The organism is Amycolatopsis sp. NPDC114478 (assembly GCF_055633805.1).
Map to the genome: position 1 here is coordinate 305,257 of NZ_JBVKDO010000001.1, position 13,135 is coordinate 318,391.

Consider the following 13,135-nt stretch of genomic DNA (forward strand, 5'->3'; position numbering starts at 1 on the left):
CGATCGCTAGGCAAGGGAAATCCGGGTGACGGCCGGGGTCGTCGGGCCCGCGGACCCGCCCGCGGGCTCGACGGTGATGCCGATCCGGTCGGTGCCGGGCGGGATGTCGGACATCAGCATCCGCGGCTGCAGGAGCCCGGCCGAGTGCGCTTCGCCGGCGCGGATGAGCCACACCTGGTAGACGTGGCCGGCGTCGAGCGCGGGGAGGTCCGAGGCGAGCAGCACGGCCTGGTTGCGGCTACGCGAGACGACCAGCGTCGCGTGTCCCTCGCCGGTGCCCTGGATCGCCGAGGCGTCGGACGCGGACAGCACGGAGTCGACGGGAGCCGGCGGAGTCGAGGTGACGACCCCCACGCCGACCGCGACGACGGCCGCCGCGGCGGCCCCGGCCAGCGCCAAGCGCAGCCGGAAAACCTTGCCGCGCTTGGGTTCTCCACCCCGCTGGACCGGGATCCGCGGCGGCAGCTGCCGCGTGCGGGCGACGTCGGCCAGCACCAGCAACCTCAGTTCGGCCGGCGGCGTCACCGACGCGGCCGCTCCCAGCCGCGCGCCGGTCGCGCGCAGCTCGGCCACTTCCTGGCGGCACGCCGCGCACTGGCCGAGGTGCCGTTCGAACCCGGCGCGCTCCACATCGGACAGTGCGTCCAGCGCGTAGGCCCCGGTCAGCGTGTGCAGCTCGGCGGTCATCGATCCACCCCCAGGCAGTCACGCAGCCGGATCAGACCGTCCCGGATGCGGGTCTTGACGGTCCCGGGTGCCACTTTCAGCACCTCGGCGACCTCGGGATAGGTGTAGCCGTTGTAGTACGCCAGCACGATCGACTCGCGCTGGAGATCGGTCAGCTGCGCCAGGCACTGCCGGACGCGCTGCTGGTCGAGCGTGGCCAAAGTGGACTCGGTGACCTCGTCGAAGGGGCGCCGCACATCCATCCGGCCGGCTTTGTCCTCCCGGTCGAGCACGGCTTGGTGCGACCGCACGCGGTCGACGGCCCGGCGGTGGGCGATGGTCAGCACCCACGACAGCGCGCTCCCCCGGTCCGGGACGTAACGAGCGGCTTTGCGCCACACCTCCACCAGCACCTCCTGCGCCACTTCTTCGGCCTGGGCGTGGTTGCGCAGCACGCGAGTCACCAGTCCGAGCACCGGACCGGCGATGACGTCGTACAGCGCCGCGAAAGCGGGTTCGTCTCCCGCCGCGACACGCCGCAGCAGTTCTTCGGCGTTCGCCGCGGGCACCGGCGCTCCGTCCGGTTGCAGCCGCAGCCGCCCACGCTCACCCATGCCCGGCACCCTCCGCCTCACCCTGGTTGTGTGGGGCGTTCGCGGCTGGGAGGTCGAGCGGACTGGTGTGCAGTGAGGCTTCCCACCCGGACGGTGCAACTCGGGGGGTGGGACCCATCCAGGGGTGGGCGGGCTCCGAAAGTCTGGTGTCGAGGTCGGTTCGCCGGGGGTCGGGCGGTCTCGTGGGGAGTTGGCCGGGGATGTCGCGCAGTGACCTCAGACCTGCATCGGCTGCGAAAGTTGAGTTACTTCACTTATACAGCCACTCCAGATCGCCCAATCACCCAGCGTGAGAAATCTGCCCGTTCGGCCACGCCGACGGTGACCACGCACACTTCTTGATCACCCCAGAGTGTGAAAGTTTTTCGGAACGCTGGGCGTTGAACTCACCATGGGTTATCCCTGGAACAAGACGAAGTTAACCGACGAGTAGCAAAGGCAGCCCCGATGGCCGACCCGCACAGCGTGACCAGCGCCAGCATCGACTTCGCCCTGCGCACCTTCGGCGCCGGGCCGCGGCCGGTGCCCGCCGAGCTGGAGTACGACACCCGCGACCCCTATGCGGTCGCCGTGGTGCTGCACGCCGGCCCGAGCGCCGTCCGGTGGCTCTTCGGGCGGGACCTCCTCGCCGATGGCCTGCTCGCCCGCTGCGGCGATGGTGACGTCCGCGTCGGGCCGGCCGGCGATCCCGCCCTGATCGTCGTGGAGCTGACCTCCCCCGACGGCGCCGCCGTGCTCGAAGCGCCCGCCAAGGACGTCGCCGCCTTCCTCGACCGGACCTACGAGGTCATCCCCGCCGGCGGCGAGACCGGCTGGTTCGACTTCGACCAGGAACTCGCGAAGCTCTCCTACCAGGACTGAGTACCGTCCACGCGGTGAGCTTCTTCCTGACGAAGGTCCTCGCCGCGCTCGAGGACGGCGGTGACCGCCCCCTCTTCCACGACGACCGGGACGGCGTCACCACCTACCACCAGGCCCGCGACCGCCTCCGCCGGCTGCACGGCGGCCTCCGCCAAACGGGAACCGTCGCCGTCGACCTGCGGAACCGGCCCGAGACCGTCCTCGTCCAGCTCGCGGCCCTCCTGCGCGGCGCGACCGCGCTCATGGTCCCGGCCTCGGCGCCGACGCGAGACCGGCTCGCCGCGGCCGCAGGCGCCACCGTCGTCACCGATCGCCCCCACGACTGGCCCGGCGCCGACACCAGGACCCCCGACGACCTCGACGGCGACCCCGAACCGCTGGACCTGCCGGAGACCGTGCACCTCCTCTTCCCCACCGGCGGCACCACCGGCACCCCCAAGCTCATCCGCCACAGCGGCATCTACGACGGCATGGCGCACATCTTCACGCCGAACCCGGACGCCCCCGGCCGCACACTGCTCGTCGCGCCCATGACGCACATGACCGGCAACGCCACCGTCCTCGGCACGCTGCTCCGGCGCGACACCGTCGTCATCCACGACGGTTTCGACGCAGGCGCCGTCCTCGACGCGATCCAGGAACACCGGATCGACACGCTCTCCCTGACGCCGCCGCGCCTGGCCGCCGTCCTCGATCACCCCGGACGGAAGAACACCGACCTCAGCAGCGTCCGCTCGCTGTCCCTCGGCGCCGCGCCGCTGCCGCCGCACCGGCTCGCCCAGGCCCTCGACGTCTTCGGCCCGGTCGTCGGCCAGGGCTACGGCCTCACCGAAGCGCCGATGATCGCGAGCATCTCCGCCGCCGAACTGATCGCGCGCCCCGGGCTGCGAAGCTCGGTCGGCCGGGTCGTGCCCGGCATGGAAGCCCGCATCACCACCGACGGCGAAGTCGAGGTGCGCGGACTGTCCATGATGGACGGTTACCTCGGCGGCCCGGACGTCGGCGCCGGCTGGCTGCGCACCGGCGACCTCGGCCGCTTCGACGACGACGGCTACCTCTACCTGCTCGACCGCGCCGACGACGTCGTCGTGACCGGCGAGCACGGCACCAAGGTCCCCACGACCGTCGTCGAGCACGCGCTGGAGACGCACCCGGCGGTCCGGAGCGCGGCCGTGTTCGGCCAGGGCGACCTGCTGCACGCCGTCGTCGTCACCACCGGCGAAGTGACCGAGGATGACCTGAAAGCGCACGCCAAAGCCATCTTCGACCAAGACCACTACGTCCCGGCGAAAGTGGACTTCGTCGCCGCACTCCCCCTCACCGACGTCGGCAAGGTCGACAAACGCGCGCTCGCTCAGCTCGTGACGGCGCCGTAGGACGACGACCGGACCAGCTTCGCGTACTTGCCGAGCACCCCGTCCGGGAACTTGTTCGGCAGCGGCTCCCAGCCTTCCCTGCGACGGGCCAGCTCGGCGGCGTCGACCAGCAGGTCCATGCTGCGGCCCTTGATGTCGACGGCGATCCGGTCGCCGTCGCGGATGAACGCGATCGGGCCGCCGTCGACCGCCTCGGGCGCCACGTGGCCGATGCACAGCCCCGTCGTCCCGCCGGAGAACCGCCCGTCGGTCAAGAGCAGGACGTCGCGACCCAGCCCGGCGCCCTTGATCGCCGCGGTGATCGCGAGCATCTCGCGCATGCCCGGGCCGCCCTTGGGCCCTTCGTAGCGGATGACGACGACGTCGCCGGCGGAGATCCGGCCCTCGTTCAGCGCCGCCATCGCCTCCTGCTCGCGCTCGAACACGCGGGCCGGGCCTTCGAAGTTGGCCGTGTCGAAGCCCGCCGACTTCACGACCGCGCCTTCGGGCGCGAGCGACCCGCGCAGGATCGTGATGCCGCCGGTCGGATGCAGCGGGTTGTCCAGCCTCCGCAGGACCTCGCCGTCGATCGGGTCGGGGTCGAGTTCGGCGAGGTTCTCGGCGACGGTCCGGCCGGTGACGGTCAGCGCGTCGCCGTGGAGGAGCCCCTCGTCCAGGAGCGCCTTCATCAGCACCGGGATGCCGCCGTGGCGGTCGATGTCCTGCATGACGTACTTGCCGAACGGCTTGAGGTCGCCCAGGTGCGGGACGCGGTCGCCGACGCGGTTGAAGTCGTCGAGGGTCAGCTCGACCTTCGCCTCGTGCGCGATCGCCAGCAGGTGCAGCACGGCGTTGGTCGAGCCGCCGAGCGCCATGACGACGGTGATCGCGTTCTCGAACGCCTCGCGCGTCAGGATGTCGCGGGCGGTGATGCCGCGTTCGAGCAGCCCGACGACGGCTTCACCCGAAAGGTGCGCGTAGTGGTCGCGACGGCGGTCCGCGGACGGCGGCGCGGCCGATCCCGGCATGCTCATCCCCATCGCCTCGGCCGCCGACGCCATCGTATTCGCGGTATACATTCCGCCGCAGGCGCCCTCACCAGGGCAGATGGCCCGTTCGATGCGGTCCAGGTCGGCGGTCCCGAGCCGGCCGGCCCGGCACGCGCCCACCGCCTCGAAGGCGTCGATGATGCTGACGTCCTTCTCGGTGCCGTCGGTGAGCTTCACCCAGCCGGGGGCGATCGTGCCCGCGTAGAGGAACACCGACGCGAGATCGAGCCGGGCGGCCGCCATCAGCATGCCCGGCAGGGACTTGTCGCAGCCGGCCAGCAGCACCGAGCCGTCGAGCCGCTCCGCCTGCATGACCGTCTCGACGGAGTCGGCGATGACCTCGCGGGACACGAGCGAGAAGTGCATGCCGTCGTGGCCCATCGAAATGCCGTCGGAGACGGAGATCGTGCCGAACTGCAGCGGGTAGCCGCCGGCCGCGTGCACGCCTTCCTTCGACGCTTGCGCCAGCCGGTCGAGGGACAGGTTGCACGGCGTGATCTCGTTCCACGAGCTGGCGACGCCGATGATCGGCTTGCGCCAGTCGCCGTCCCCCATCCCGACGGCGCGGAGCATGCCGCGGGCGGGCGCGGCCTCGATCCCGTCGGTCACCGTGCGGCTGCGGGGTTTCGGATCGATCGTCATCGCGGGGCCCTCCGGTACGACGTTCGGACGCACTGCAGCCTACTCGGCCCGGCGCGGTCCGCTGGCCGGAACGAATCCCTTCCCGGACCCGGGCGAACCGGCGAAAACTCGGCGAAATGATCGCCACGGTGGTGTGGGGCACGGGCAACGTCGGCCGTGCGGCAATCCGGGCCGTCGACGCCCATCCGGCGCTGGAACTCACCGCCGTGCTCGTCCACGACCCGGCGAAGGTCGGCAAGGACGCGGGCGCGCTGGCGGGCGTCGGGGACCTCGGTGTCGCCGCGACGGACGACATCGACGCCGTGCTGGCCGCGAGCCCGCGAGCCGTCGTCTACGCCGCTTCGGGGGACGTCCGGTTCGACGACGCGCTCGCCGACATCGTCCGCGCGGTCGGGACGGGCGCGGTCGTCGTCACGCCGGCGCTCTACCCGCTCTACGACCAGCGCAACGCGCCTCCGGAACTGCGCGACCCGGTGCTCGCGGCGATCAAGGACGGCGGCGGCTCGCTGTTCGTCTCCGGCGTCGACCCCGGCTGGGGCAACGACGTGCTGCCGCTGCTGATCAGCGGGCTCGGCACGGACGTCGACGTCATCCGCTGCCAGGAGATCTTCGACTACTCGACCTACGAGCAGCCCGACTCCGTCCGGTACCTGGTCGGCATGGGCCAGCCGATGGACTACGACCCGCCGATGCTGATGACCGGCGTGCCGTCGATGGTCTGGGGCGGGCAGGTCCGGCTGATCGCGCGTGGCCTCGGCGTCGAGGTCGAAGAACTCCGCGAGACGCTGCAACGGCGTCCGCTCGAGGAAACCGTCTCGACGCGGACGATGGGCGACTTCGAGCAGGGCACGCAGGGCGCGGTCCGGTTCGAGGTGCTGGGCATCGTCGGCGGCGAACCGCGGATCGTCATCGAGCACGTGACGCGCATCCACCCGTCGTGCGCGCCGGACTGGCCGACGCCGCCCAGCGGCGACGGCGCCCACCGCGTGATCATCGAAGGCCGGCCGCGCATCGAGGTCAGCGTCGAAGCGAGCGACGAGGGCGAAAACCGTTCGGCGGGCGGCAACGCCACCGCCGTCGGCCGGCTCGTCGGCGCGATCGACTGGCTGGCCGAGGCGGAACCCGGTCTCTACGACGCACTCGACGTCCCGCTGCGCCCGGCAGCCGGCAAGCTCGGAAGGAGGCGCTCGTGAACATCGACATCCCCGAGGGCAAGGACCCGATCGGGTACGTGTGGGGCGAGATGGTGCCCGGCATCGGGATCGCCGCGTCGCAGTTCTCGCTGGCGGTGTACTCGCACACCACGCTGGGACTGCGGGAGTTCGAGGCCGCGCGGCTGCGGATCGCGCAGATCAACGGGTGCGTCTTCTGCCTGGACTGGCGCACCGAGCGCGACGGCGTCAAGGTCGAGCCGGAGTTCGCGGACGCCGTCGCGGAGTGGCGCACCACCGAGCTCTTCGACGAGCGCACGCGGCTCGCGGCGGAGTACGCCGAGCGGTACGCGACCGACCACCACAACCTGGACGACGAGTTCTGGAAGCGGATGTCGGAGCACTACACGCAGAAGGAGATCGTCGAGCTGAGCATGAGCCTGGGTTCGTGGCTGGCTTTCGGGCGCCTCAACCACGTCCTGGGCCTGGACACCGTCTGCGTCCTGCCGTCCCACCGGTCGTGAGGGGCGGATCCGCCCCTCACGACCCGCGGGTCAGAAGTCCGTGGCGATGATCTTCTCGATGTTGCGCTCGGCCAGCGCCGTGATCGTCACGAACGGGTTCACGCTCGTGTTGCCCGGGATCAGCGAGCCGTCGATCGCGTACAGGCCCGGGTAGCCGGCCAGGCGGCCGTAGTTGTCGGTCGCCTTGCCGAGCACCGCGCCGCCGAGCGGGTGGTACGTCAGGTGGTCGCCCCAGATCTTGTACACGCCGAACAGGTCCGTGCGGTAGATCGTGCCCTCCTTCGCGTTGATCTTGTCGAAGATGGTCTTCGCCATGTCGATCCCCGGCTGCTTCCACGCCGTCTGCCAGTTGAGGTCGACGTTCCCCGTCGCCGGGTTGTAGGTGAACTGGGCCCGGTTCGGGTTCTTCGTGATCGACAGGTAGAACGACGCCCACGTCTCGATCCCGGTCGGCAGCGGCGCCACCTCGGCGAACGCGCCGCCCGCGGCCCAGTTGTCGATGCCGCCGCAGGGGATGGACGACTGCAGGCTGCCGGTCGGGTCCCAGATCTGGTTGGCCCGCCCGACCATCACGTTCCCGTTGTCGCCCCAGCCCTTCCCGACCTCGCCGTTGAGGTTGGGCAGAGCGCCGGTGGCCTTCAGCTTGACGAGCAGCTTGCTCGTGCCGACGCTGCCCGCGGCGAAGAACACCTTGTCCGCGGTGACGCCCTTGGTCGCGATCACCGCGCCCGAGGTGTTCAGCTGCTCGAGCGTCACCGCGTACCCGCCGCCGGCCGCGGGCGTCACCGACGTCACCCGGTGCAGCGGCGAGATGGTCACCCGGCCGGTCGCCTTGATCTGCGGCAGGTACGTCTTCTGCAGGGACTTCTTGCCGTAGTTGTTGCCGTACAGGATTTCCCCGGCCAGCGCCGACCGCGGCACGGTGTTGGCCTGCTCCTGCTGCATGTAGTTCCAGTCGTAGACGTCCGGGACGAAGACGAACGGGAACCCGGACCGCTGCGCCTGCTTCCGGCCGACGCGCGCGTACTGGTAGCACTCGGCGGAGTCGAACCAGGTGGGGTCGACCAGGCCGACGCCGAGCCCGGCGTTGGCGCGCGGGTAGTAGGTGCCGTACATCTCGTCGGCGTCGACCGTCGGGAGGATCGCGCCGAAGTTCTCCCGCTTGGGCGTGACGGCCATGCCGCCGTTGACGAGTGAACCGCCGCCGACGCCGCGGCCCTGGTACACGATGATCCCGCCGAACTCCTCCGCGTCGAGGATGCCGGTGTACTTCGGGATGTCCTTGTCGATCGGGAACCCGAGGAAGTTGGACAGCGGCTGCTTCGTCCTGGTGCGCAACCAGAACGAGCGCTGGTCCGGGCTGGTCGTGTTCGCGAAGATCTTGCCGTCCGAGCCGGGCGTGTCCCAGGCCATGCCCATTTCGACGAGCTGGACGTCGACGCCGGCCTGGGCCAGGCGCAGGGCCGCGACCGAGCCGCCGTAGCCCGACCCGATCACCAAGGCGGGCACGCGCGCGGCGTCGGCGATGGTGGCGGCGGCCGCCCGGCTCCCCACAGCCGCGGCCGCCAAGATAGAACCAGTTCCAGCGATGAAAAGACGACGGGAAACTTGCCCAGAAGCCGTTCTCCATACGGATTCGTCGCGCATGTGATAGTCCTCACCGTTGAGGTATATTAGAACAGGTTATAACTCAGCAGTGCAGACAAGTCGACATATACCCGCGAGTAACCTCCCCGGGTTGCGCGAGGATTCCGCTGAATGGGCCATGATGGACGACTGTGGAGTCGACCCGAGTGGACCGCTGGCTCTGGGCGGTCCGGCTGACGAAGACGCGTCCGGACGCCGCGGCCGCGTGCCGGGGCGGGCACGTGCGCGTCAACGACAAGCCGGCCAAGCCCGCGACGACCGTCGTGCCGGGCGACGAAGTCCGCCTGCGCGTCGGCGGGACGACCAGGATCCTCGACGTGGTACGGGTGATCCAGAAACGCGTGGGCGCGCCGGACGCGGTGACGTGCTACGTGGACCGGACGCCGAAGCCGCCGCCGGAAACCGCGATCCCGGTCGCCCGGCGCGACCGCGGCGCGGGGCGTCCGACCAAAAGGGAGCGCCGCGTGCTGGACGCATTCCGGCAGCAGGAGTTCTGATTTGTTGCGATCGAACCATTTCCGAAATGGGACGATCGCAACAAGACCGAAGTGATTCGGCCGGGCCGATGAATGCGCGAGGGTTACGCGGGACTGAGGAACTCCAGCCGGTTGCCCAGGCAGTCGTGGGTGTAGAAGCGGCGGTGGCCGGGGAAGCCGTCGTCCCAGTCGACGTCGGCGCCGTGCCGCCGCAGCCGGTCGGCCAGCGCGTCGAGGTCGTCGACGAGGATGCCCGGGTGGGCCTTGCGGGCCGGGCGGAAGTCCTCTTCGACGCCGAGGTGGAGTTCGAGGCCGCCGGTCCGCAGCCAGAGCCCGCCGCGACCGGCGAGCGCGGGCGGCTTCGGGATCTCGGTCAGGCCGAGCACGCCGACGTAGAACGCGCGGCAGCGGTCCTCGCTGCCCGGCTCGATGGCGAGCTGGACGTGGTGCAGTCCGAAGGTCATGCCCCCAGGGTGCCACCCGGCCGATGGTCATTCCGCGTGATGACCTAGTTATCGCCGTCGCGCGCGGGGATTCGCCGCGGATAACGGGGACTTCGCCCGGCGCGGGTCGGTTCCGGGCGAAAACGGGTAGTCCCCCCGCCGGATGGAGGGGAACGATGACAACCGCGGAAGAAGCCCCGGACCGCCTGCTCGCCGCAGCCCGGCCACTGGTGGTGCGCTACTGCCGAGCCCGTCTCGGCGCGCGGCCCGACGCTTGGCGCTCGGCCGACGACGTCGCCCAGGACGTGTGCGTCGCCCTGCTGAAGGCCCTGCCCGGCCGGCCCCCGGACCGGCCGTTCCCGAACTTCGTGTGCGGCATCGCCCGCCACAAGGTCGCGGCGGCCCGCAAGGCGGCGGCCCGGCAGTGGGACGAGCCGGTGGCGGAGCTGCCCGAGGAGGTCGACGCGTCGCTGGATCCCGAGCACTACGCCCTGCGCCGCGAGCTGGGCGAACGGATGGCGAAGCTGCTGCAGGTGCTGCCGGAGAAGCAGCGGGAGATCGTCGTGCTGCGGGTGGCGGTCGGGCTGTCGGCCGAGGAGACGGCGGAGGTGGTGGGGTCGACCCCGGGCGCGGTGCGGGTGGCGCAGCACCGGGCACTCAGCCAGCTGCGGAAACTGGTCGGCGGTTAGAGCTACGCTGGTTTTGTGAGCGACAGCGAGAACTTCGAAGGACGCGATGTCGGGTCCGGGATCTCCGTCATCCGCGAAAGCAGCGACGTCGTCGGCTCCGGGCCGCGCCTGCACCGGCACCCCTACACCGAGACGTTCGTGATCATCCGGGGGCGGGCCCGGTTCACCGTCGGCGACGCCGAACGCGACGGCGGCGCCGGGGACGTGCTGGTCGTCCCGGCCGGCACGCCGCACAAGTTCGCCGTGCTCGGCCCCGGTGTCTACGAGGCCGTGCACATCCACGAAAGCGACCACTTCATCACCGAATGGCTGGAGTGACGCTCAGAACCCGCCCTCGCCGATCATGCCGCGCAGCTTCGTCAGCGCGCGGTACTGCGTGATGCGGACGTTGCCGGCGGAGATGCCCAGCGCCTCCGCCGTCTCGTTCGCCGACAGGCCGACGACGATCCGCAGCGACAGGATCTCCTGGTGCAGCGGCGGCAGCGACGCCATGAGCTTGCCCAGCCGGGCGCCGAGGTCGAGGTCGAGCACGTGGGTCTCCGGCTCGTTGCCGCCGAGCGGCCGGTCCGGCAGCTCCGGCACGGGCTTCGACCGGTCCCGCGCCACCGAGCGGAACGCGTCGGCGACCTTGTTCGCGGCGATGGCGCGCACGAGGTAGAGGAACGAGCCGCCGCGGTCCTGGTAGCCGGGCAGCACCTTCAGCACGGCCAGGCACACCTCCTGCGCGACGTCGTCGGCCGACAGGTAGGACAGGTCGCGCCCGCCGATCCGGGCGCGGCAGTAGCGCACGACCGTCGGCTTGATCAGGCGCAGCAGCGCTTGGACGGCGTCCGCGTCGCCGGTGCGGGCCGCCGCCACGAACGGGTCGAGCTGCTCAGTCGTCAGCTTCCCGTCCGGGCGCGGCAGCTCCTCGAGCACGACGTAGCCGTCGACCGCCGTCTCCGCCATCATGGTGTCCACGGGTTCCCTCCTCGCATCGTCCACCGGACCGCCACCGGGTACCCGTCGTCCACAATGGACCACACTGGCCCGTGTCCGCTGTCCTCGGTTCCCGGTCCGACAATCGGAGTAATCGAGGCGCTGACCAGCAACGTTGCAAGGGTGTGGTTCTTGTCCAGATATTGTCCGTTAACCACAAACGGCCCACCGGGCTTACCCGGCGGTCATGCCCGCCGGGCGGGACAATTAGTGGACAGATCCTGCCGCGCGTAGCGAAACGACCGGCCGATCCGATCCTTGGCGCGTGACCGAATCCGACCTCCCGGGAACCGAAGCCATGATCACCCATTGACCGCCGACCGGTTCGACGTCTTCCTGTGTCCCGAGGCGTCCGGCAGCGTGGAAACCGGGCTGCGCGCCGCGGGGCTGCGCGTTTTCCGGAGTACGTCCATCGACGATTTCGACATGATCGCGCCGGAGCTGGCGGCGTCCCGCGTGCTGCTCGCCGAGCATTCGGAGGGTATTTTCTCGGACCGCGTGCTGACGCTCGTTCCGGGAGAACCGCTGCCGGACCTCGTCCGGCGGGTGCGCGAAAGGGCCGCCGGCGGTCTCGGTTTTCCGCTGCTGTGGACTGTCCACCGTGAACTCGTCGCGCGGCGGGCGGTCCTGGTCCGCGGCCTGCCGGGCGCCGGCAAGACGGTGCTGGCCGAGCAGTACGCGTGCCTGGCCGGCCGGTTCGGCGCCCGGGTGCTGCGGACGGGCCCGTTCGGCCACCTCGCCCCGGACGACTTCCTGCCCCAGTTCCACCTCGCGCTGGCGGCGGCCGCGGGGACGGTGGAGGACGGGTTCGACCGGTTGCGCAAGCGGCTGGCGGCCCGCATCGACGCGGCGGGTGCGCGGGTGCTGGTGCTGGTCGACGACGTCCCGGCGGGGGTGCCACCGGGCGAGCTGGACCGGGTGCTGCTGCCGGCGAGGGCGGTCCGCACGCTGCTGACGAGCCGAGCGGCCCACTGGCCCGGGGCGACGGTGGAGGTGCCGGGGCTGACGCTTTCCGAGGGTCTGCGGCTGCTGCCGTCGGGGGCGGAGTTCATCGCCCGCTGCGACGGCCACCCGATGACCCTCCGGGCGGCGGCGTTCCTGCTGCGGGAGCGGGCGGGTTCGTCGCCGTCGGAGCTGCCGGACACGGCCCCGCATGCGATCCGCGAGGTGCTCCTGCGGCTGAGCCGGCCGGAGCCGTTGCCGGCGCCGTCGCCGGAGGAGCTGCCGGACACGGCACCGCACGCGATCCGCGAGGTGCTCCTCCGGCTGGGCCGGTCGGCGTGCCAGCTGATGCGGCTGGGATCGGTGCTGGCGCCGGCGCCGATCCCGGTCGAGGTGGCGCGTTGCGCGGTGGCGGGTGCGGAGTTCGAGGGGGCGGTGGAGGAGCTGGTCGCGCGGGGGTTCGCGTGGCGGGTGGCGGGTGGATTGCGGCTTCAGGGGCTGGCGGTGGAGGTGGCCTGCCGGATCTTCGGGGAGCCGGCCGCCGGTGGAGCTGCGGAGGCGGTGTTGAGGGGGTTGGCCAGTGGCTCAACCGGCCGCCCGAGCGCGGTTGGACCGGCTGACGCCTCGACGCTGGAGCACGGGAGCGCCGCTGGACCGGCTGGCGCGGGCGAATCCGCTCCTGGCCGCGCAAGCGCCGCCGAGCAGGCACCCACCAGGTCTGCGCAGGCCCAACCCAACGCAGCCGCATCCGGCGGCCGCCCGAGCGCAGTCACCCACACGTACCTCATCCAGCACGCCCGCGTGCTCGCCGAACACAGCCCAGCCCACCGGGTCGCCCTGCTTCGGCCCGTCGCGGCCGCGCACGAAACCCACGGCGACCCCGCCACCGCCGGCGAGATCCACGCCGCCATCCTCTCGAGCGGCGAAGCCACCCCCGCCGACTTCGGCGCCGCGGCCCGGGTCGAACTCGCTTGCGGGCTCGTCGCCGAAGCCCTCGCCCACGCGCGTCGGGCCCTGGCCGGCGGGCACCAAGCCGCCGCGTCCGTCGTCGCTCAAGCCCTCTACCTCGCCGAAGCCGGCCGGGACGCCCCCTGACCC

14 protein-coding genes are annotated in these 13,135 nt (G+C 71.3%); 8 read left to right on the plus strand and 6 right to left on the minus strand.

Annotation, left to right across the window (positions count from 1 at the left end):
* Positions 1 to 6: 6 nt before the first annotated feature.
* Together ACZ7OH_RS01465 and sigK are read right to left on the minus strand one after the other, a co-directional pair.
* Entirely contained in the window at positions 7 to 687 is a 681-nt protein-coding gene (locus ACZ7OH_RS01465; protein ID WP_470279070.1) for an anti-sigma factor, read from the minus strand.
* A complete protein-coding gene (sigK, locus tag ACZ7OH_RS01470; protein ID WP_470279071.1) occupies positions 684 to 1,280 on the minus strand; it encodes an ECF RNA polymerase sigma factor SigK in 597 nt (198 codons plus the stop codon). Before sigK ends, ACZ7OH_RS01465 begins: the two co-directional genes overlap by 4 nt.
* Before the next feature lie 447 nt (positions 1,281 to 1,727).
* Here sigK and ACZ7OH_RS01475 point away from each other — a divergent pair, with 447 nt between their 5' ends.
* Positions 1,728 to 2,141, plus strand: a complete 414-nt coding sequence (locus tag ACZ7OH_RS01475; protein ID WP_400893678.1) for an SsgA family sporulation/cell division regulator — start codon at positions 1,728 to 1,730, stop codon at positions 2,139 to 2,141.
* 14 nt (positions 2,142 to 2,155) lie between these two features.
* Positions 2,156 to 3,517 carry a class I adenylate-forming enzyme family protein gene (locus ACZ7OH_RS01480; protein WP_470279072.1) on the plus strand — a complete coding sequence of 454 codons (1,362 nt, stop codon included), beginning with the start codon at positions 2,156 to 2,158 and terminating at the stop codon, positions 3,515 to 3,517.
* On the opposite strand, the gene ilvD is transcribed toward ACZ7OH_RS01480, so the two are convergent.
* The gene (gene ilvD / locus ACZ7OH_RS01485) at positions 3,496 to 5,187 is read right to left on the minus strand and encodes a dihydroxy-acid dehydratase (RefSeq protein WP_470279073.1); all 1,692 of its coding nucleotides are present in this window, start codon (positions 5,185 to 5,187) and stop codon (positions 3,496 to 3,498) included. The genes ACZ7OH_RS01480 and ilvD overlap by 22 nt on opposite strands.
* 116 nt (positions 5,188 to 5,303) lie before the next feature.
* Between ilvD and ACZ7OH_RS01490 the strand changes: the two genes are divergently transcribed.
* Complete coding sequence (locus tag ACZ7OH_RS01490) at positions 5,304 to 6,380, plus strand: NAD(P)H-dependent amine dehydrogenase family protein (RefSeq protein ID WP_470279074.1); 1,077 nt, start codon at positions 5,304 to 5,306, stop codon at positions 6,378 to 6,380.
* The gene (locus tag ACZ7OH_RS01495) at positions 6,377 to 6,862 is read left to right on the plus strand and encodes a carboxymuconolactone decarboxylase family protein (RefSeq protein WP_470279075.1); all 486 of its coding nucleotides are present in this window, start codon (positions 6,377 to 6,379) and stop codon (positions 6,860 to 6,862) included. Before ACZ7OH_RS01490 ends, ACZ7OH_RS01495 begins: the two co-directional genes overlap by 4 nt.
* 30 nt (positions 6,863 to 6,892) lie before the next feature.
* Here the strand turns inward: ACZ7OH_RS01495 and ACZ7OH_RS01500 are convergent, their stop codons facing one another.
* On the minus strand, positions 6,893 to 8,416 hold the full coding sequence (locus ACZ7OH_RS01500) for a GMC oxidoreductase (RefSeq protein ID WP_470279076.1): 1,524 nt from the start codon (positions 8,414 to 8,416) through the stop codon (positions 6,893 to 6,895).
* 224 nt (positions 8,417 to 8,640) lie between these two features.
* Here ACZ7OH_RS01500 and ACZ7OH_RS01505 point away from each other — a divergent pair, with 224 nt between their 5' ends.
* Positions 8,641 to 9,006, plus strand: a complete 366-nt coding sequence (locus tag ACZ7OH_RS01505; RefSeq protein ID WP_470279077.1) for an RNA-binding S4 domain-containing protein — start codon at positions 8,641 to 8,643, stop codon at positions 9,004 to 9,006.
* Positions 9,007 to 9,089: 83 nt separating this feature from the next.
* Here ACZ7OH_RS01505 and ACZ7OH_RS01510 read toward each other — a convergent pair whose 3' ends face one another.
* The gene (locus tag ACZ7OH_RS01510; protein WP_470279078.1) at positions 9,090 to 9,449 is read right to left on the minus strand and encodes a VOC family protein; all 360 of its coding nucleotides are present in this window, start codon (positions 9,447 to 9,449) and stop codon (positions 9,090 to 9,092) included.
* Positions 9,450 to 9,604: 155 nt separating this feature from the next.
* On the opposite strand from ACZ7OH_RS01510, the gene shbA (ACZ7OH_RS01515) reads away from it, so the two are divergent.
* Positions 9,605 to 10,117, plus strand: a complete 513-nt coding sequence (gene shbA, locus ACZ7OH_RS01515; protein WP_470279079.1) for an RNA polymerase sigma factor ShbA — start codon at positions 9,605 to 9,607, stop codon at positions 10,115 to 10,117.
* Positions 10,118 to 10,132: 15 nt separating this feature from the next.
* Positions 10,133 to 10,435, plus strand: a complete 303-nt coding sequence (locus tag ACZ7OH_RS01520; protein ID WP_400893693.1) for a cupin domain-containing protein — start codon at positions 10,133 to 10,135, stop codon at positions 10,433 to 10,435.
* Positions 10,436 to 10,438: 3 nt separating this feature from the next.
* Here ACZ7OH_RS01520 and shbA (ACZ7OH_RS01525) read toward each other — a convergent pair whose 3' ends face one another.
* Positions 10,439 to 11,068 carry an RNA polymerase sigma factor ShbA gene (shbA, locus tag ACZ7OH_RS01525; protein WP_470279559.1) on the minus strand — a complete coding sequence of 210 codons (630 nt, stop codon included), beginning with the start codon at positions 11,066 to 11,068 and terminating at the stop codon, positions 10,439 to 10,441.
* 336 nt (positions 11,069 to 11,404) lie between these two features.
* On the opposite strand from shbA (ACZ7OH_RS01525), the gene ACZ7OH_RS01530 reads away from it, so the two are divergent.
* On the plus strand, positions 11,405 to 13,132 hold the full coding sequence (locus ACZ7OH_RS01530) for a hypothetical protein (protein ID WP_470279080.1): 1,728 nt from the start codon (positions 11,405 to 11,407) through the stop codon (positions 13,130 to 13,132).
* The last annotated feature ends 3 nt before the right edge of the window (positions 13,133 to 13,135 follow it).